Annotated in this window: 20 protein-coding genes; all 20 read left to right on the top strand. The window is 31.3% G+C overall.

The annotated features are described in order from the left end of the window. Positions 1–35 precede the first annotated feature (35 nt). The 20 genes from IR152_RS07990 (at position 36) to minE (ending at position 18,409) form a co-directional block, all read left to right on the top strand. Complete coding sequence (locus tag IR152_RS07990) at positions 36–248, top strand: heavy-metal-associated domain-containing protein (protein ID WP_227451255.1); 213 nt, start codon at positions 36–38, stop codon at positions 246–248. 196 nt (positions 249–444) lie between these two features. Next, entirely contained in the window at positions 445–1,044 is a 600-nt protein-coding gene (locus IR152_RS07985) for a hypothetical protein (RefSeq protein ID WP_054273156.1), read from the top strand. Between the two features lie 277 nt (positions 1,045–1,321). After that, positions 1,322–1,693 (top strand): VOC family protein, encoded by a 372-nt coding sequence (locus IR152_RS07980; RefSeq protein WP_227451254.1) that lies wholly within the window; start codon positions 1,322–1,324, stop codon positions 1,691–1,693. 130 nt (positions 1,694–1,823) lie between these two features. After that, positions 1,824–3,110, top strand: a complete 1,287-nt coding sequence (locus IR152_RS07975; RefSeq protein WP_227451253.1) for a C40 family peptidase — start codon at positions 1,824–1,826, stop codon at positions 3,108–3,110. Between the two features lie 110 nt (positions 3,111–3,220). After that, positions 3,221–4,165, top strand: coding sequence for a hypothetical protein (locus IR152_RS07970; RefSeq protein WP_227451252.1), 945 nt, complete (start codon positions 3,221–3,223; stop codon positions 4,163–4,165). 215 nt (positions 4,166–4,380) lie between these two features. Next, positions 4,381–5,718 carry an electron transport complex subunit RsxC gene (rsxC, locus tag IR152_RS07965; RefSeq protein WP_227451251.1) on the top strand — a complete coding sequence of 446 codons (1,338 nt, stop codon included), beginning with the start codon at positions 4,381–4,383 and terminating at the stop codon, positions 5,716–5,718. Between the two features lie 22 nt (positions 5,719–5,740). Continuing rightward, entirely contained in the window at positions 5,741–6,718 is a 978-nt protein-coding gene (locus IR152_RS07960) for an RnfABCDGE type electron transport complex subunit D (RefSeq protein WP_227451249.1), read from the top strand. Then, positions 6,718–7,287: an RnfABCDGE type electron transport complex subunit G gene (locus IR152_RS07955; protein WP_227451248.1), complete on the top strand. Its 570-nt coding sequence runs from the start codon at positions 6,718–6,720 to the stop codon at positions 7,285–7,287. Before IR152_RS07960 ends, IR152_RS07955 begins: the two co-directional genes overlap by 1 nt. A gap of 12 nt (positions 7,288–7,299) precedes the next feature. After that, complete coding sequence (locus IR152_RS07950; protein WP_003419045.1) at positions 7,300–7,893, top strand: RnfABCDGE type electron transport complex subunit E; 594 nt, start codon at positions 7,300–7,302, stop codon at positions 7,891–7,893. Between the two features lie 14 nt (positions 7,894–7,907). After that, positions 7,908–8,483: an electron transport complex subunit RsxA gene (rsxA, locus tag IR152_RS07945; protein WP_227451247.1), complete on the top strand. Its 576-nt coding sequence runs from the start codon at positions 7,908–7,910 to the stop codon at positions 8,481–8,483. 15 nt (positions 8,484–8,498) lie between these two features. Then, complete coding sequence (locus IR152_RS07940; RefSeq protein ID WP_227451246.1) at positions 8,499–9,470, top strand: RnfABCDGE type electron transport complex subunit B; 972 nt, start codon at positions 8,499–8,501, stop codon at positions 9,468–9,470. Between the two features lie 219 nt (positions 9,471–9,689). Next, on the top strand, positions 9,690–10,274 hold the full coding sequence (locus tag IR152_RS07935; RefSeq protein WP_227451245.1) for a Maf family protein: 585 nt from the start codon (positions 9,690–9,692) through the stop codon (positions 10,272–10,274). A gap of 44 nt (positions 10,275–10,318) precedes the next feature. After that, positions 10,319–10,978, top strand: a complete 660-nt coding sequence (gene radC / locus IR152_RS07930; protein WP_227451332.1) for a RadC family protein — start codon at positions 10,319–10,321, stop codon at positions 10,976–10,978. A gap of 69 nt (positions 10,979–11,047) precedes the next feature. Beyond that, a complete protein-coding gene (locus IR152_RS07925) occupies positions 11,048–12,109 on the top strand; it encodes a rod shape-determining protein (protein ID WP_054273165.1) in 1,062 nt (353 codons plus the stop codon). A 9-nt stretch (positions 12,110–12,118) separates the two neighbouring features. Further along, positions 12,119–13,012 carry a rod shape-determining protein MreC gene (gene mreC, locus IR152_RS07920; RefSeq protein WP_227451243.1) on the top strand — a complete coding sequence of 298 codons (894 nt, stop codon included), beginning with the start codon at positions 12,119–12,121 and terminating at the stop codon, positions 13,010–13,012. A gap of 14 nt (positions 13,013–13,026) precedes the next feature. After that, positions 13,027–13,515: a rod shape-determining protein MreD gene (gene mreD, locus IR152_RS07915; protein ID WP_227451242.1), complete on the top strand. Its 489-nt coding sequence runs from the start codon at positions 13,027–13,029 to the stop codon at positions 13,513–13,515. A gap of 11 nt (positions 13,516–13,526) precedes the next feature. Next, entirely contained in the window at positions 13,527–16,505 is a 2,979-nt protein-coding gene (locus IR152_RS07910) for a penicillin-binding transpeptidase domain-containing protein (protein WP_227451241.1), read from the top strand. A gap of 97 nt (positions 16,506–16,602) precedes the next feature. Continuing rightward, positions 16,603–17,286, top strand: coding sequence for a septum site-determining protein MinC (gene minC / locus IR152_RS07905; protein ID WP_003419056.1), 684 nt, complete (start codon positions 16,603–16,605; stop codon positions 17,284–17,286). Positions 17,287–17,309: 23 nt separating this feature from the next. Next, positions 17,310–18,107 carry a septum site-determining protein MinD gene (gene minD, locus IR152_RS07900; protein WP_227451240.1) on the top strand — a complete coding sequence of 266 codons (798 nt, stop codon included), beginning with the start codon at positions 17,310–17,312 and terminating at the stop codon, positions 18,105–18,107. A gap of 17 nt (positions 18,108–18,124) precedes the next feature. Next, positions 18,125–18,409 (top strand): cell division topological specificity factor MinE, encoded by a 285-nt coding sequence (gene minE / locus IR152_RS07895; protein ID WP_003419058.1) that lies wholly within the window; start codon positions 18,125–18,127, stop codon positions 18,407–18,409. The last annotated feature ends 13 nt before the right edge of the window (positions 18,410–18,422 follow it).

Here is an 18,422-nt window from a genome sequence, read left to right as displayed (position 1 = left end):
TAAAATACCCTTATAGGGTATAAGGAGGTAATTAAATGAATAAGAAACTATTAGTAGAAGGTATGAGTTGTGGTCATTGTGTAAATCATCTTAAAACTGCATTAACAGAAGACATAGATGGTGTTAAAGTTTTAGATGTAGATTTAGAAAACAAGTGTGCATCTGTAGATATGAAAGACGATGTGTCAATTGAAAAGTTAAAAGAAGTAATAGCAGAGTTAGGATTTGAATTAAAGGGAATTGAATAAAAAATAAACTAAAAAAAGACCTCTATTGGGGAGTAATAGAGGTCTAAAAATGGGGGAGATTGAGTATGTTTGATTTTACATTACTATTATCTCCTCTTTTAAATTAATATATACATAAAAAGTAAAAAAAATTTGTAATGACTCACATTTCTTAGACGTTTTGAATATACTATAAATAGCTAAGGGAGGGAGTATCATGGAATCTAGGGGATATAAAGAGGATTTAAAAAAAATGATACTTGATATGGCCCACAAAGAACTTGAGAGTTATGTATCACAAAAAGGAGCAAAAAAATACTTTGAAGGTAACTTGGATAAGATTATTAATAATAACATAAAAAAATTCAATCAAAGTATTGGTCTTAATAGAGTATATTTAAAAATGTTAAAAAAGTGTGCATATCAAGAAAGTGTAACTTCGATATCAAGAACTATAAAGAAAGAAGCATTATTTAAATCAAAAAAAGAGCTATTTGCCTTTTCAGAGTATTTAAAACTTGATATTAACAAGCGGCTTTCATATAATCAAATTTTAAGAAAAATATCAAGATATATATACTATAATAGAAGTTCATATGCTCAAAAATATGTTGTTTTCAAAAGAGGAGATGAAGAATATCTTTTAGAACCTGAGAAAATAAAAGATGAATTAATATCGAGCTATAGGTCAAAGACTAGGGAAGATATGAAGTCAATAGCAAAACTTTTGGATATAGAAGTAGAAGATGATTATAATGCTGAGGATATTAGAAAAAAAGTAATAAATTATATTATCAAAGAAAAGATTAAAAATTAAAGTTTTAATTGATTTACTTGGAATTGGATGAAGTGAAACATTAATTATAAAAATTTTAAAGAATAAGTTCTGTCAATTTGCATGATTAAATATAACTAGGTTATAAATTTTTTATGTGTTTGAAAGAGCTTATTCTTTTTTTGACATATTATTTTAAATAATTTACCACTATTTAGTAATTGAACACAATTATTCAAATTTTTAACTTAATGTGATTTAAATAAATTTATAATAATGATATAATAAAAAAAAATAAAAATTGGAGAGTGATTTCAAAATGAAGTTTAATTTTTGCCATAACAATTTCAATGTAACTGACTTAGAAAAAAGTTTAAATTTTTATAAAAAAGCTTTAGGGCTTAAAGAAGTAAAGCGTAAGGAAGCAGAAGATGGAAGTTTTATATTAGTTTATTTAGGAGATGGCATTACTAGTCATACATTAGAATTAACTTGGCTTAGAGATTGGGACAGACCATACAATTTAGGAGATAATGAATTCCACCTAGCTTTAGAAGTTGAGGAGTTTGATGAGGCAAAAAAACTTCATAAAGATTTAGATTGCATATGTTTTGAAAATGAAAGTATGGGAATTTATTTTATAGCAGACCCGGATAATTATTGGATTGAAATACTTCCTAAAAATCATTAATTTTAAGTATATGTTTATAATTTCTTTACAATTAATAATAGAATAAGTTATCATTAAATTGTAGGTATTAAAAATGGATAATAATGTTATGACTTTATGACTATAAAAATTTGTTGGGGGAGTGATAGTAGTGAAGAAAGCTATAACGGCTTTAGGAATTGGAGCAGTAGCAGTATCTGTTAGCTCCATAAATGCAAGTGCCCTTGAAAAAGGAATAGTGACAGCAAGTGCCTTGAATATAAGAAGTGGGCCAAGTTCTGATTGCGACAAGGTAGCAAAATTATACAAAGGGAAAACTGTAGAAATTTTAGAAAAATCTAATGGATGGTATAAAGTAAGGGTATCAAGTTCTGTTGTTGGATGGGGAAGTGCAAAATACATATCAACAAGTGGTTCGTCTGAAGGTACATCAAACCAAAATAATTCAACTTCAAGTGGAACAACTATCAGTGGAAATGGTAAAGTAAATGTGAGTTCTAGACTGAATGTAAGAAGTGGTGCAGGTACTAACTATTCATTAGTTGGTAAAGCAAATAATGGAGATGTAGTAAAGTTATTAGAACAAAGTAATGGATGGTATAAAATAAAACTATCAAATGGAGTTACTGGATGGGCTAGTAGTCAATATATCTCAAAAACGTCAGAAGATGTTGGGACAAATAATTCTAATTCAAATAATTCTAGTTCAAGTAGTACTAATAATTCTGATAAAAAACCATCTAGTGAAGAGGCAATTGAGGGAAAAAATGGTAAGGTAATATCTACTGTGAGCTTAAATGTAAGAAGTGGTCCTGGGACAAGCTATTCTATAATAGGAAAATTAAATGGTGGAGATGTTGTTGAATTAAAGGCTAAAAATAATGGTTGGTATAAGGTAAAGCTATCGAGTGGAACAACTGGATGGGTGAGTGCCAGTTATATTTCTGAGACTAATGAAGGTACAAAAGAAAATCCAAATTCATCATCTAATCAGAATTCTCAATCTAATAGTAACTCAAATTCATCCTTTACTGGAAATTCAGATAAGTCTACAGCAAAAGGCTCAACAGTAGTAGATTTTGCATATACTCTTATTGGAATACCATATCAATGGGGAGCTTCAGGACCTGATAAATTTGACTGTTCTGGATTTACACAATATGTTTTTAAAAATTCTGTAGGTGTTTCTATTCCTAGAGTTTCTAGAGAGCAAGCTAAATCTGGAAGTGCAATTTCTATGGGGAATTATGCACCAGGAGATTTAGTTTATTTTGATACTGATGGTGATGGAACAACTAATCATGTAGGTATATATGTAGGTAATAGTAAATTTATTCACTGTAGTGGTACTCAGACTAATCCTAACAAGGTTAAAGTGGACAATTTAACCAGTTCATATTGGTCTAAAGCATTACTTGGGGCAAGGAGATTTGCTTAATAAATACAATTTCTTATTAAAAAATTAGAATAAATAATTATTTATATTCATAAATTGTGACTCTTAAAAATATACTTTATTAATAATATAATTTTGGGAGGGACAAACTAATGAATAGAAGAAAAACGATATACAGAGGATTTAATAATAATAGACATAAGATTGATTTGCGTAAATATGTTATAACGATTGCTTGCTTGTGTCTTATTGGCTATTATTCTTATACAAAAATAAAAGATGGAGAAATATTGGAGTATGTATCGGCTAAAATACCATTTCTAAATAATTCATCAGATATAACTTATAAAGATATATCTGATGAATTAAATTCAATAAAAAATGGAAAAAAATCTAAATCACAAACCAATTCAGATGATAAACAAGAAACTAATCCAGAAAAAACAGTAAATAACGCTAAAGAACCAGAAGAAGTGAAATTGGCTACTATAGAAGGCTGGGATATGTATACTATTCAAGTTGCTGCAATAGATAATAATGATGATTTGAAAAAAATACAAACATCATTAGTCAATAATGATATACCTTTTTCAGTTATGGAGAAGGATGGAGTAAAAAAAATACAGACATATTCTTCTTTTGATGAAAATGATGTTAGAAAGCAGATAAGCAGTGTAAGAAAGGTGTTTCCAGATGCATTTTTATCACACTTAGATGCACCTATGTTGTCTTTAGAGTACACAAGTAATTACGCTTATATAGACAGTATATCTAAAGAATTAAATAAATTAATAACAAACTTTAAAGAAGAATCAAGTTTTTGGTCGAATGCTGAAAATAATGTAGATATGGAAAAATATAATACTATTTTGACAAATAGAAAGGCAATATCACAAAATATATCAAAAGAAGCTGAAAAGATTGATTATTCTGAAATGAGATTATTTAAAGATAATTTAATAGAGTATGTAAAGAATGTGAATGAAAAAATTGATACAGCTTCAAAAGCTGCAAATGAAGAAAAATATAGTGTAAGTAAAAGTCTGCTTTTATCATCTATGCAAGAGTATTCTCTGTTTATAAATTCTATAAAATAAAATACAGAATATTTGGACTTTAGAAATATATATAAAAAGGATTGTGTAATTAAGCAATCCTTTTCCTCGCTTTGACTTAATATATAGAGCTTGATTTATAAAATAAATTATAAAAATGCGGATATTTTTTTAACAATTGTTAAGCTTTTTTAATATATATAGTATACTTATAGAAGGCAGAAAAAAAGTTTTTTTATAGATAAGGGGGTAAAATAATGAAACTCTTAACTTTTAAGGGAGGGATACATCCTCCATATAGAAAAGAGTACTCTAACACAAAGGCACTTGAAAAAGCTCAAGCTCCAAAGATTGTTTACATTCCTCTTCAGCAACATATAGGGGCACCAGCTAAACCTATTGTTGAAGTTGGTGATGAAGTAAAGTTTGGGCAAAAAATAGGTGAACAACAAGGGTTCGTTTCATGTAATGTTCATTCTTCAGTATCAGGTAAAGTTATCGCTATTGAACAACATGAAGTACCAGGTGGTTCAGCTCAATGTGTAGTTATCGAAAACGACTTTAAGGAAGAATTACATGAGAGTGTTCAACCAAAAGGTCAGTTAGAGGATTTGAGCAAAGAAGACATAGTAGGTATCATAAAAGAGGCAGGAATAGTAGGTATGGGTGGAGCTACATTCCCTAACCATGTAAAAGTATCACCTCCGCCAGATAGCAAAGCAGAAGTAGTTATATTAAATGGTGCAGAATGTGAGCCATATTTAACTGCAGACCACAGATTAATGGTGGAAAATCCAGAAGATGTTGTATTTGGCTTAAGAGCATTAATGAAGGTATTAGATGTTAAAAAAGGATTTATAGGAATTGAAACAAATAAACCAGATGCTATAGAAGCAATTCAAAATGTAGCTAAAGATTATAGTGAAATAGAAGTTGTTGGTCTTCAAGTGAAATATCCACAAGGAGCAGAAAAACAACTTATTTATGCGTGTACAGGCAAAGAAGTTCCATCTGGTGGATTACCAATAGCAGCAGGTGCAGTTGTTGACAACGTTGCCACAGCAGCACAAATAGCTAAATCTATTAAAACAGGTATGCCTTTGGTAGAAAGAATCACTACAGTAACAGGTAGTTGCATCAAAGAACCGAAGAACCTAATAACAAAAGTTGGAACATTAGTTTCAGAAATAATAGAACAATGTGGTGGATTTAAAGAAGATAAGAAGATTGGTAAGGTTATAATGGGTGGACCTATGATGGGAATAGCTCAGTATACTACTGAAATAGCAACTAATAAAGGTTCTTCAGGAATTTTATGTTTGGATGAAGAAGAATCACGTACTCCAGATATTCAAAACTGTTTAAGATGTGGAAGATGTACAGATGTATGCCCAGCATTCTTACAACCACTTTTCATAAGTGCATATTCTTTAAAAGATGACTATGACACGGCTGAATATCATAGAGCAATGGATTGTATAGAATGTGGGTCTTGTTCATTTATTTGTCCAGCAAGAAGACCATTACTTCAATCTATAAGATCAGCAAAGAGAGAAATAGGAGCAAAGAGAAGAAAGCAAGCTGCTCAGAAATAAAGAAAGTTAAGGGGGAAAAACGATGGAAAATAAGTTGATAGTATCATCTTCTCCTCATGTGAGAAGTAATGAAGATACTTCATATATAATGAAACAAGTTATTATAGCACTCCTTCCAGCAGCAGTAGCAGGAGTATACTTCTTTAGACTTAATGCTTTGAGTGCTATGTTTTTTTGTATACTTGGTACAGTAGGTACTGAATTTTTATATCAAAAATTTACGAAGCAAAAAAGTACTATAGGAGATTTTTCAGCTGTTGTAACAGGATTATTATTAGCATTTAACGTGCCAGCATCACTTCCTTGGTGGATGTGTCTAGTAGGAGGTATATTTGCAATACTAGTAGTTAAAATGGTATTTGGTGGGATTGGATGTAACTTTGTCAATCCAGCACTTGCTGCAAGAGCATTTTTATTAGCATCATTCCCAGTAGCAATGACTGCTTGGACTCAACCAGGTGTCAACTGGATAGGTGAAAATTTAGACGCAGTTACTACAGCAACTCCATTAAGCTTTTTAAAAAATGGAGCAGCAGGATTAGCAGACCTTTCTGGCAATGGAATTAGGCTTGCTGATATGATGATTGGTAATATTGGTGGATGTATAGGTGAGACATCAGCAATATTATTATTATTAGGTGGAGTATACCTAATGTATAAAGGCATAATAAATTATGTTATACCAGTATTTTACATAGCAACTGTATTTATATTAACATTTCTTTTAGGTGGATTTAATATAAGTTTCGCAATATATCAGCTGTTTGCTGGAGGTCTTATGTTAGGTGGATTCTTCATGCTTACAGATTATACGACTTCGCCTATGACTAAAAAAGGTCAAATAATATACGCTGTATTAGCTGGTCTTATAACGACTGTTATAAGAATGTATGGTGGATATCCAGAAGGTGTATCTTACTCAATACTACTAGTAAACTGTCTTGCTCCACTTATAGATAAGTTTGTTAGAAATAGAGTATTTGGGGAGGTGGCTAAATAATGAATAGTATGGTGAGATTAGGTGGAACTTTACTTGCTATAAGTGCGATAGCTGCATTAGCACTTGGAGCTACAAATCAGGTTACAGCTCCAGTAATAGAACAAAGGAATATACAAGCAAATAATGAACTTAGAAAAGCAGTACTTCCAGAAGCAAAAGAGTTTAAAGAAATGGATAAAAGTACTTATAAAAACCTTGGAGATAATCTTATAGCTGAAGTGTATGAAGGCTTAGATGGTTCTGAGGTAGTTGGATATACTTTAAAAGCTAAGCCAAGTGGGTATGGTGGAGAAGTTGAAGTTATGGTAGGTATATCATCTGATGGTCAAGTTACAGGCGTTGACATTGGTAATATGTCAGAAACAGCAGGGCTTGGAGCAAAAGCTAAGGATGATGCATTTAAGGGTCAATACAAAGGAAAAACTGCTGAACCTCTTGAAGTAGCAAAAGGAAGTACAACAGCAGATAATCAAATATTAGCAATATCAGGTGCAACTATTACATCTACAGCAGTTACTACAGGAGTAAATGCTGCTATAGATGTTTTCAATAGTGCTCTTAATAAATAAGGAGGGTTAATTATGAATTTAGCTAAAGTATTTAAAAATGGGCTAATAGATGAGAACCCAACATTTGTTCAAGTTATAGGTATGTGTCCAACACTAGCCGTTACAACTTCAGCAATAAATGGAATCGGTATGGGTCTTTCAACAGCAGCAGTTTTAATATGTGCAAATTTAGTTATATCTTTAATAAGAAAAATTACACCAGATAAGATAAGAATACCTATATTTATAGTAGTTATAGCTACATTTGTTACAATAGTAGGTATGCTTTTAAAAGCATACGTTCCTGCTCTTGATAAGGCTCTTGGTATATACATACCATTAATAGTTGTTAACTGTTTAATACTAGCTCGTGCAGAAAGTTTTGCTTTCAAAACAGGAGCTATGCCTTCAATAGTTGATGGTGTAGGTCAAGGGCTTGGATTTACTGTTGCACTTACAATAATAGGTGCAGTAAGAGAATTACTTGGAAATGGTAGTTTATTTGGAATGACACTATTTGGAGCATCTTTCCAACCGGTATTAATATTTATATTGCCACCAGGTGCATTCTTAACATTAGGATTCCTATTTGCAGGATTTAATAAATTAAGAAGTAAAAAAGCATAATGGAGGTGTAATAAATGAATTTAATACTTTTATTTTTAAGTATCGTTCTTGTCAATAACGTTATAACATCTCAGTTCTTGGGTATATGTCCTTTCTTAGGAGTTTCTAAGAAAGTTGATACAGCAGTAGGGATGGGAGTTGCAGTTACATTCGTTTTAACTTTAGCTTCAATTATAACTTATTTTATACAAATTTTATTAGTAAAAACTGAAACTGGATTCTTACAAACAATAGCTTTTATATTGGTTATAGCTTCTATAGTTCAGTTCGTTGAAATGGTAATTCAAAAGATGAGTCCATCTTTATATCAAGCATTAGGAGTTTATTTACCTCTTATAACTACAAACTGTGCAGTTCTTGGTATAGCTCTAGTTAATGTTCAAAAAAGTTATAACTTAGTAGAAACAATAATAAATGGATTTGGAGCAGGAGCTGGATTTACTTTAGCAATAGTAATATTCGCAGGTATAAGAGAAAGACTAGAATTAGCTGATATACCAGAAGCATTTAAAGGTTTCCCTATAACGCTTATATCAGCAGGTTTAATGTCAATAGCTTTCTTAGGATTTACAGGACTTATAAAGCTATAAAAAAGAGGGGTGAAAATGGTGATACTTACAGCTGTATTAGTTTTAGGAATTATGGGCTTAATCTTCGGGATAGTACTAGATTTTGCATCTAAAAAGTTTGCTGTAGAAGTAGACGAGAGAGTGGAAGCTATACTAGGAGTACTTCCAGGAGCCAACTGTGGAGGTTGTGGATTTCCAGGTTGTGGAGGTCTTGCAAATGCTATAGTTGAAGGAAACGCACCAGTTAACGGTTGCCCTGTAGGTGGAGCAGATGTTGGTGCAAAAGTTGGAGAAATAATGGGAATAAGTGCTGAAGCAGGTGAGAAACAAGTAGCAAAAGTTATTTGTAAAGGAACTTGTTCAAGTGCAAAAGATAAATATGAGTATGAGGGAATATCTGATTGTAGAGCAGCAAATGTTTTAAATTCAGGTGCTAAGATGTGTAAATTTGGATGTTTAGGTCTTGGAACATGTAAAGTTGCTTGTAAATTTGACGCTATTTCTATAGTTGATGGAGTAGCAGTAATAGATGAAGAAAAGTGTGTAAACTGTGGAAAATGTAAAGAAGTTTGCCCTAAGGGTATAATAATCACAAAACCAGAAAGTCACGAGGTAGTTGTAGAGTGTAATAGCAAAGAGTTTGGTAAAGCTGTTAAAGAAAAATGTACTGCTGGATGTATTGGCTGTGGAATGTGTGTAAAAGCTTGTAAATTTGATGCGATAATATTTGAAGACAAAATAGCTAAGATAGACCATAATAAGTGTGTAGGTTGTATGCAGTGTGTAGCGAAATGTCCTACAAAAGTAATATCAGGTGATATAACTAAGAAGAAGAAAGTTACTATCGACCAAGAACTTTGTGTTGGTTGTACAGTGTGCAAAAAACAATGTAAGTTTGATGCAATAGAGGGAGAATTAAAAGAAAAACATAAGGTAGATGCAGATAAATGTGTAGGATGCCATTTATGTATGGAAAAATGTCCAAAGAAAGCTATTAAAATTTTGTAATATGGACAAAATAAGGATATGGAATAATTTCCATATCTCTAATGAGTACATAAAACAGAGGTATGGAATAATTTCCATACCTCTATTTTATGTATATTTATTCTAATGGTAATAAATATAACAATAGTGTAACAAAAAAGGTTCGACATTTCTGTTGAATTTTTTACAATATAGTGATAGACTAAATAGGTACAAATTACGTACAAACGAGGTGAATAAATGAATATAATCTTGGCATCAGCCTCTCCAAGAAGGAAAGAAATTCTAGAGAATACAAATGTAAGATTTGATATAATTAAAAGTGAAATTGATGAGATTATATTGGAAGGTGAAGCACCAAAACATTTAGTTATGAGGTTAGCTTTTGAAAAAAGTATGTATGTAGCATCTGAACATAATGAAGATGTTGTTATTGGAGCTGATACAGTTGTTGTTTTAGACAATGCTATTTTAGGAAAACCAAAAGATGAGTCTTGTGCAAGAGATATGCTAAAAAGACTATCTGGAAGAGAGCATCAAGTAATAACAGGTATTAGCTTAATAAACTTGTGCGAAGATAAAAAAGTAATTGACTATGTAATCAGCGATGTGAAATTTAAAACGTTATCAGAACAGGATATTGAGGATTATCTGAAAACTAATGAATCATTTGACAAAGCAGGAGCGTATGGTATACAAGGCTATGGAGCTTTGTTAGTTGATGAAATTAGAGGAGATTATTTTAATATAGTTGGTCTTCCAATTTCAAGGCTAGGTGAACTATTAAAAAAATATTTTAGTATAAATCTTTTTTATGGAGTGTGATTTGTCTGAAAAAGTCATTTAATTCAACCATTAAGGTAAAAGAAATGGCACCAGAGGAAAGACCCAGAGAAAAGATGCTTGCTAAGGGGGTAAAAAGCTTATCAAATGCTGAGTTATTAGCTATACTTTTAAGAACTGGCAACAAGAATAAAAATGCTATTGATTTAGCCAACTATATAATAAATAGAGATATTCAGGGTATTAGACATTTAGAAGACATGACAATAGAGGAGCTGTGTAATATAGATGGAATTGGGTTATCAAAATCGACCCAAATTAAAGCAGCTTTAGAGCTAGGCTCTAGAGTGGCTAGTTTTAAGCCTATGAAATATAAAATAAAGAATCCTTGGGATATACAGAGGTATTATATGGATAGCCTGAGGTATTTAAAAAAAGAGGTTTTTAAAGCTGTTCTTTTAAACACAAAAAATGAGATAATATCTGATGTAGATGTATCTGTAGGGACTTTAAGCTCGTCATTAGTCCATCCTAAAGAGGTTTTTAAAGAAGCTATAAGAAGAAGTGCAAGTAAGATAATAGTGATGCATAATCACCCTTCAGGAAGTGTGGAACCATCAAGTGAAGATAAGAATATCACATCAAGACTTGTTAAATGTGGAGAAATAATTGGAATAGAAATAATAGACCATATAATTATTGGAGATGGATTATACTTTAGCTTTAAAGAAAATATGATAATTTGACTTTATATGTGATAAAATAAGAGGAGAATGTTTTAAACATGATTCTTAATAGTAGGAAGGAGTAAAATCATGGCTAAGGAAAAAAAGAAAGAAAAAAAAGGTTTTTTTAGTTTTAATAAGATGACAAAGGATATGGGAATAGATTTAGGGACTGCAAATACATTAGTTTACATAAAAGGGCAAGGTATTGTTGTTAGAGAACCTTCAGTTGTCGCAATAAGAGATGACAGTAAAGAGGTATTAGCAGTAGGCGAGGAAGCCAAAAAAATGATAGGTAGAACACCAGGAAATATAGTAGCTATAAGACCTATGAAAGATGGGGTAATAGCTGATTTTGATATAACTCAGTCAATGATTAGCTATTTTATACAAAAAGCAGCTGACAAAAAAGGTGTTGTAAGTCCAAGAATCGCTATATGTGTTCCTTTTGGAGTTACAGAAGTAGAAAAGAGAGCTATAGAAGAGGCTGCAAGACAAGCAGGAGCTAAAGATGCATTCCTTATAGAAGAGCCAATGGCAGCGGCTATTGGAGCTGGATTAAAAGTTGAAGAACCAGAAGGTAATATGGTAGTTGACATTGGTGGAGGTACTTCAGAAATAGCTGTAATATCTTTGGGAGGAATCGTTACTGCTAAATCTATAAGAATTGGTGGAGACGAGTTTGATGAATCTATAGTTGCTTATGTAAAAAAAGAATATAACCTTATGATAGGTGAAAGAACTGCTGAAAATGTTAAGATTAGCATAGGTTCTACATTTAAAGATGATGAAGAAATAAATATGCAAATAAGAGGTAGAGATTTAATTTCAGGGTTACCTAAAACAATAGAAATATGCTCTACAGAAGTTAGAGAAGCATTAAAAGAACCTGTAAGTTCAATAGTAGATGCGATAAAATCTACACTAGAAAAAACTCCACCAGAATTAGCATCAGATATAATGGAAAACGGAATAATGCTAACAGGAGGAGGAGCTTTGCTTAGAGGTCTTGATAAACTTATTACACAAGAAACTGGTATGTCTGTACAAATAGCAGAAACACCTCTTGATTGTGTTGCGCTTGGAACAGGAAAATCTGTTGAAGACCAAGAAATCTTTGAAAAAGTATTAATGATGAATGCTAAAAATTAAAAGTTGGTGATGGCCTTGAGATTTGACAAGAACAAAAATGAGAAAAAAAGGATTAATTTTAAAGTGATAGCAACGGGCGTAGTTGCTATCACTTTAATTGGAATTGTGGGTATATCAATTGGTAAGTTTTCTAGTGGTAGTCCAGTAAACTTAGGAGTAGCTTCAGATGTTATTACAAGTGTAGGTAAAGGAATAAATGATGGATTTTCTTTTATCAAAAATGGTTTTAAAGACATAGCAAATTTCAAAGATAATTCTAAAAAGGTAAAAAAATTAGAAGAAGAAAATGAAAAACTTAAAAAAGATGTGATAGCTTTAAATGCGAAATTAGATAAAACAGAATCACTAGAAGAGTTAAAAAGGACACTTAACTTTGTACAAGAAGAATATAAGGCGACAAGTATTTCTACAAGTGTTGTTGGTAAAAATGATGGAAACTGGTATGAGAGTTTTGTCATAGGTGCAGGAAAAAATTCAGGTGTAAAAAAAGACAGTATAGTTATGAATGGCAGTGGGTTAGTTGGTATAGTTTATGAAGTTTCCAACAATTATAGTAAGGCAATTTCACTATTGGATTCTAAGGCATCTGTAAGTTTTAAACTAGCAAAGGATGCAAGTGCTAAAGGTACAATTACTCAAAATACTACTTTAGACAATAAAGATAGTTATAATAGCAAAGGATATTTGCAAGGATATATGTTTGACTCATCATATAATGTAATTCAAGGAGATATAATAACAACATCAGGTCTTGGATTCTTCCCAGATGGTATACCAATTGGTGAAGTTGAAAAAGTGGTTGATGATAAAGATAAGTCATTAAAATATGTAGTTGTAAAACCTTATGTTGATTTTAAAAATATAAATGACGTTGTAGTCATAGAACCAAGAAATATAGGATAAAGGGGATAAAAACAATGAAAAAAGTTTTACTTTGTCTATTGGGGATTGTGCTTATGACTATAGAAAATAGTATAACAAATTATATAGATATTTTTGGCATAAGCTTTAATTTAGCTCTTATATATGTAACTATAATCTCTCTTTATTTAGATGAATTAGAGGGTGGGATTATAGCAGCCATAATAGGGCTTATTAAAGACATAACCGTTGGTGGAATTCTTGGTGTAAACGCATTAGTTTTGTTTATTATTGCATATGCAATTGGGTACATGAGAGATCAGATATATAAAGGCAGTTATATTATTACTTTCGTTTTAATTTTTATAGGAAGTTTAATTGATTCAATTGTCAATATAGGTACATCTAGTATAATCTATCAAAGCTATAACATATCAACACTTTTTATAAAAGGTCTACTAGTAGCACCAATAGTGAATAGTTTAATTGGTTTAGTAATATATCGCTTATCTAAAAAAGCAGTTTTAAAACTTAAAGAAGATTAGTTGGTGATTTCATGGAAGAAAATAAACAAATTGATAGACTAAAAATAATTAAAGTAGTCATGAGCGTGATATTTTTAGCTATTTTAATAAAAATAATTTACATGACTACATTTAAATATGAATATTACAATGAGTTAGCTGAGAATAAAACATATAAAAAGTTGGCAATAGAAGCTCCAAGAGGAGAAATAAAAGATAGATATGGGAGATTGTTAGCAGGAAATAAAAACTTATTTACTGTTCAAGTTTCAGGTAACGATATCAATAAGAAAGATGCAAACAAACATTCAAGAGCAAATGAAATATCATTAAAACTTATAAATTTGCTCGAGAAAAATGGTGAAGAATATGTAGATGAATTTCCTATATATGTAGAAAATGGAAAGTACTATTATACATATGACAGAGATATTAGAGAATATAAATCAGAAAATGGTATTCCAAATGATTATAATGCTAAAGAAAGTTTTTATTACTTAGTAGATAAACTTATATCAGCTGGAATATTGTCTCAAGAGGATAAAAGGTTGGATGCGACAAAATTACAGGCAAAACTAAATGAAAATGGATACTATCCACCTATTTTAGTTAGTAAATGGATGTTCACAGCAGAAAGAGATAAGAGAGATTGGTTAGCTAGTTATAAGATAAAAGAAACTAAACTAAGTGCCAAAGAAGCGTTTGAAAAAGTAAGAAATAGTGAAGCATTAGAAATTGATAAAAGCTTAAGTGATGAAGATGCAAGGAAAATAATGGTTGTAAGGGATTTGATAAAATCAAAAGGATATTCTCAATATAATCCAGTAACTATTGCAAAGGATGTAGGGGAAACTACAATCGCACAAATTGAAGAGAGTGCTATGGACCTTGTTGGTGTTTCAATAGCAGTAGAACCAGTAAGATATTATCCTAATGGGACATTAGCTTCACATATGTTAGGATATGTAGGAAAAATGCCATCCACTCAAATAGAATCATATCTTCAGAAAGGTTATGAAAATGGAGATATGGTAGGTCTTGCAGGAGTAGAGAAGAGTAACGAAAGTAGACTAAGAGGAACTGATGGTTATAAAATGGTTAAAGTTGATGCATTGGGTAGAATCAGTAAAGAAATTGAATCTAAAAAGCCTAAATCAGGAGATACTGTATACCTTACACTAGATAAAGATTTACAAGAAGTTTCAGATAATGCATTAAAACAGATAATCGAAGTTGCTTCTAAAGGAGGTACTTTTAAAAGTAAATTTGGGGATAAGCCAATTAGTGCATATGCAGGAAAAGCACAATCAGCAGCTCTTATAGCTATTGATGTCAAAAATGGAGAGGTACTAGCTTCATCAAGCTATCCTAATTATGACCCAAATAAATTTGCAAAAGGTATTTCTACAGAAGATTATAAAGCACTTCAACCAAAGAATCCAAATGACTTACTAGCGGGAAGCCCACTTTTAAACTTGGTTACACAAGGGGAATTCCAGCCAGGTTCTTCATTTAAGATGGTAACTTCAATGGCAGCTTTGGAAAATGGTTTAAATCCAAACTTTACTATAAATGACCCTGGGGTTATTATGTTGGGTAAAAAATCTTTTGGTGACTATGTATGGAACCATGGTAGAGGAAACCATGGTATGACAAACTTATATAAAGCAATACAAGAGTCTTGTAATATATATATGGCAACGATTGGTACAGGTAAAACATGGCCAGATGGAAAAAGTATTGGTATAGATATGAATGCAAATAAAATACTTGAGTATGCAAAACTGTTTGGGCTTGACCAAAATACAGGGCTTCAAGATGAAGTAGAAGAAAGAGCAGGTAAAGTTCCTAGCACAGAAGATAAATTAAAATCAACACAAGCTCTGTTAAAGTCAAATTTAGAAAGAGAAATGGCAAATGATTTTGTTGATATAACTAAAGAAAAAAATCCTAAAGAGTATGAAAAAAGAATCAATGAGATTGTAAGTTGGGCAGCAGAAAAGAAAACTCCTGGTAGAGTAGAAACAATGAATAGGCTAAAAAAAATGGATGTTAAAGAAGATAGAATCGAAGATGTAGCAGATTTGGCAGTATTCAGTTATTTCAACTTTGCAAAATGGAGTATTGCAGATACATTCAACTTAGCTATAGGTCAAGGTGAGAATGCTTATACACCAGCTCAAATATCAAGATATGTAGCTGTAATAGCAAATGGAGGTAATTTAGTAGAATTATCTGTAGTTGATAGAGCTGTTTCAAGTGATTATTCATCAATTAAAATCAATGACCAGAAGAAAGTAGAAAAAATACCTTTTAAAAAGCCAGACAACTTAAAAGAATTGACAAAAGGTATGAAATTGGTTGCAAGACAAGGTACAGCAAAGAGTGCTTTTGCTGATTTCCCGATAGATGTAGCAGCAAAAACTGGTACAGCTGAGAAAAGTGGGAAAATACCTACAGATAATGAATATGAATATTTAAAAAGTCATATGTCATCTTATAATGTTAATCTAAATGATGCGATTAAACTAGCTGATAAGATGAAAGCAGAAAAAGAAAAAGAACTTTCATTAGCTAAAGAAAAGGAAATAAAAAAGAAGTTAGAAAATAAAGATTTGAAAGACGAAGAAAGAAAGAAATTAGAGGAAGAATTAGAAGATGGAGTAAAAGTTAGATTGGAGGATACTGATAAAGTGAATTCTTCATATCTAAGAAAAGCTATAAAAGAATTAAATCCAAAAATAACAGATGACCAAATAGATAAATTTAAACAAGATTATGGTTCTTTTACATGGACTGTTGCTTTTGCTCCAGCAGATGACCCAGAAATAGCTGTTGTATGTGTAATTCCTCAAGGTGATTCAAGTGTATTCTCACTTTTACCAACTAGAGAAGTTATTGGAACTTACATGGGATTAGAGCCAACTAATAGTAAAAATGACAACAAGACGAATGATGTTAACAATTCTTCTGACGAAAATATAAATTTCGAGTCACAAATTAATAGATAGCTCAATCTATGTATAAACTTTAGCTTTATATAGAAAAAATAAAAGGGTTTAAAGCGTATTTGAAGAATATAAATGATATATCACTCTGGAGGTTGTTATGTCTTTAAGAGAAATTTGTAGTCAAGAACTAGTAGAGTTCAAGGGTAATAAAAGAGGGATAATAGTAAATATAAAAAGAGAAGCTCCATTTGAGGAAATACAGGAAAAAATAATAAACAAATTGGAAGCGTATGTTGGCTTTTTTAATGGGGCTAAAATTAGTAAAATTAATAGTGATTGTTTAACTGATATGGAGATTCTAGAATTAAAAGAAGGAATTACTTCTAGATTTGATGTGGAATTTGTTGAAGATCAAAAAGTTGAAGAAAATAGTAATTTTCCAACAAAATATGTCAATACCCTAAGATCTGGTGAAAATATTGAATTTGAAGGTGATGTAGTTATATTGAATGATATGAAACCTGGTTCAAAAGTCCTTTCAAAATCAAATACAGTTGTTATGGGAGATATAAATGCTGGTGCTAAGGTTGTAGCAGGAGGTAATGTTTTTGTAATGGGTAAAATAGAAGGTTTTGTACATGCAGGTGCAGAAGGTAATGAATTTGCATATGTTGTTGCTGGAAATCTTAATCCTAAAATATTACAAATAGCAGATAATATTGCAGAAGCTCCAGATGATGAAGAAAATTATGAAAGTGAATCAGAAATTAGCCCAGAAATAGCCTTTGTAAGTAATGGAAGAATTGTAATCGAAAGCTATTTGTCAAAGTTAGACAAATAGAAAGAAAAATAGGGGGTAGTATTATGAGCGAAGTTATAGTTATAACATCTGGTAAAGGTGGGGTTGGAAAAACTACTACCGCAGCAAACTTAGGAACTGCGCTAAGCCTAGAAAATAAAAAAACAGTAGTTGTGGATGCAGATATTGGACTTAGAAACTTAGATGTAGTAATGGGTCTTGAAAATCGAATAGTTTATGACATAGTAGATGTTGTTGAAGGAACTTGTAGGCTTAAGCAAGCTCTAATAAAAGACAAAAGATTTGATAATCTATATTTATTACCAGCAGCACAAACTAGAGATAAAAATGCTGTTTCAGTTGAGCAGATGATTGACCTGTGTGAGAAACTAAAAGAATCTTTTGAGTATATAATAATAGACTGCCCAGCAGGTATCGAGCAAGGTTTTAAAAATGCAATAGCTGGAGCAGATAGAGCTATTGTGGTTACAAATCCAGAAATATCAGCAGTAAGAGATGCTGATAGAATAATAGGTCTATTAGAAGCAAATGAAATAAAAGAGATAAGATTAGTTATAAATAGAATTAGAAATGATATGGTTAAGCGTGGAGATATGATGGACAAACAAGATATAATAGAAATATTAGCAATAGATTTGTTAGGTCTTGTTCCTGATGATGAAAGTATAATTATATCAACAAATAAAGGTGAGCCAGCTATACTTGACTCTAAGTCACTTGCTGGTCAAGCATACAAGAATATCTCAAAAAGGATACTAAATGAAGAAGTTCCTCTACTTGATCTTGAAGTTGAAGATGGATTCTTTGGTAGACTTAAAAAAATGTTTAGCATGGCTAAGTAGCAAAGGAGGATACATCTGTGTTAGATTTATTTAGAGTTTTTTCTAACGAAGCTAAAACTAGTAAGTCTGTTGCTAAAGAGAGATTAAAGCTAGTTTTAGTTCATGATAGAGTAGATTGTTCACCACAACTTTTAGAGATGATAAAAACAGACATTTTAAAAGTAATAGCTAATTATGCAGAAATAGAAGATGATGGCCTTGAAATAAAAATGTCTAAATGCAGAGGTGAGCACGATGACAAACCTGTATCTGCATTAGTTGCTAATATACCACTAAAGAATATAAAAGATAGATGTATGTAATTAGTGCTTAAAA

It is taken from the genome of Clostridioides sp. ES-S-0108-01, assembly GCF_020662285.1.
GTDB lineage: Bacteria > Bacillota > Clostridia > Peptostreptococcales > Peptostreptococcaceae > Clostridioides.
This window is presented reverse-complemented; position numbering and strand designations above follow the sequence as displayed.

What these genes read in the sequence shown, in the direction of transcription:
- IR152_RS07990 (WP_227451255.1), top strand. Translation starts at nt 36, where the DNA reads ATGAATAAGAAACTATTAGTAGAAGGTATGAGTTGTGGTCATTGTGTA.
- IR152_RS07985 (WP_054273156.1), top strand. Translation starts at nt 445, where the DNA reads ATGGAATCTAGGGGATATAAAGAGGATTTAAAAAAAATGATACTTGAT.
- IR152_RS07980 (WP_227451254.1), top strand. Translation starts at nt 1,322, where the DNA reads ATGAAGTTTAATTTTTGCCATAACAATTTCAATGTAACTGACTTAGAA.
- IR152_RS07970 (WP_227451252.1), top strand. Translation starts at nt 3,221, where the DNA reads ATGAATAGAAGAAAAACGATATACAGAGGATTTAATAATAATAGACAT.
- rsxC (WP_227451251.1), top strand. Translation starts at nt 4,381, where the DNA reads ATGAAACTCTTAACTTTTAAGGGAGGGATACATCCTCCATATAGAAAA.
- IR152_RS07960 (WP_227451249.1), top strand. Translation starts at nt 5,741, where the DNA reads ATGGAAAATAAGTTGATAGTATCATCTTCTCCTCATGTGAGAAGTAAT.
- IR152_RS07955 (WP_227451248.1), top strand. Translation starts at nt 6,718, where the DNA reads ATGAATAGTATGGTGAGATTAGGTGGAACTTTACTTGCTATAAGTGCG.
- IR152_RS07950 (WP_003419045.1), top strand. Translation starts at nt 7,300, where the DNA reads ATGAATTTAGCTAAAGTATTTAAAAATGGGCTAATAGATGAGAACCCA.
- rsxA (WP_227451247.1), top strand. Translation starts at nt 7,908, where the DNA reads ATGAATTTAATACTTTTATTTTTAAGTATCGTTCTTGTCAATAACGTT.
- IR152_RS07940 (WP_227451246.1), top strand. Translation starts at nt 8,499, where the DNA reads ATGGTGATACTTACAGCTGTATTAGTTTTAGGAATTATGGGCTTAATC.
- IR152_RS07935 (WP_227451245.1), top strand. Translation starts at nt 9,690, where the DNA reads ATGAATATAATCTTGGCATCAGCCTCTCCAAGAAGGAAAGAAATTCTA.
- radC (WP_227451332.1), top strand. Translation starts at nt 10,319, where the DNA reads ATGGCACCAGAGGAAAGACCCAGAGAAAAGATGCTTGCTAAGGGGGTA.
- IR152_RS07925 (WP_054273165.1), top strand. Translation starts at nt 11,048, where the DNA reads ATGGCTAAGGAAAAAAAGAAAGAAAAAAAAGGTTTTTTTAGTTTTAAT.
- mreC (WP_227451243.1), top strand. Translation starts at nt 12,119, where the DNA reads ATGGCCTTGAGATTTGACAAGAACAAAAATGAGAAAAAAAGGATTAAT.
- mreD (WP_227451242.1), top strand. Translation starts at nt 13,027, where the DNA reads ATGAAAAAAGTTTTACTTTGTCTATTGGGGATTGTGCTTATGACTATA.
- IR152_RS07910 (WP_227451241.1), top strand. Translation starts at nt 13,527, where the DNA reads ATGGAAGAAAATAAACAAATTGATAGACTAAAAATAATTAAAGTAGTC.
- minC (WP_003419056.1), top strand. Translation starts at nt 16,603, where the DNA reads ATGTCTTTAAGAGAAATTTGTAGTCAAGAACTAGTAGAGTTCAAGGGT.
- minD (WP_227451240.1), top strand. Translation starts at nt 17,310, where the DNA reads ATGAGCGAAGTTATAGTTATAACATCTGGTAAAGGTGGGGTTGGAAAA.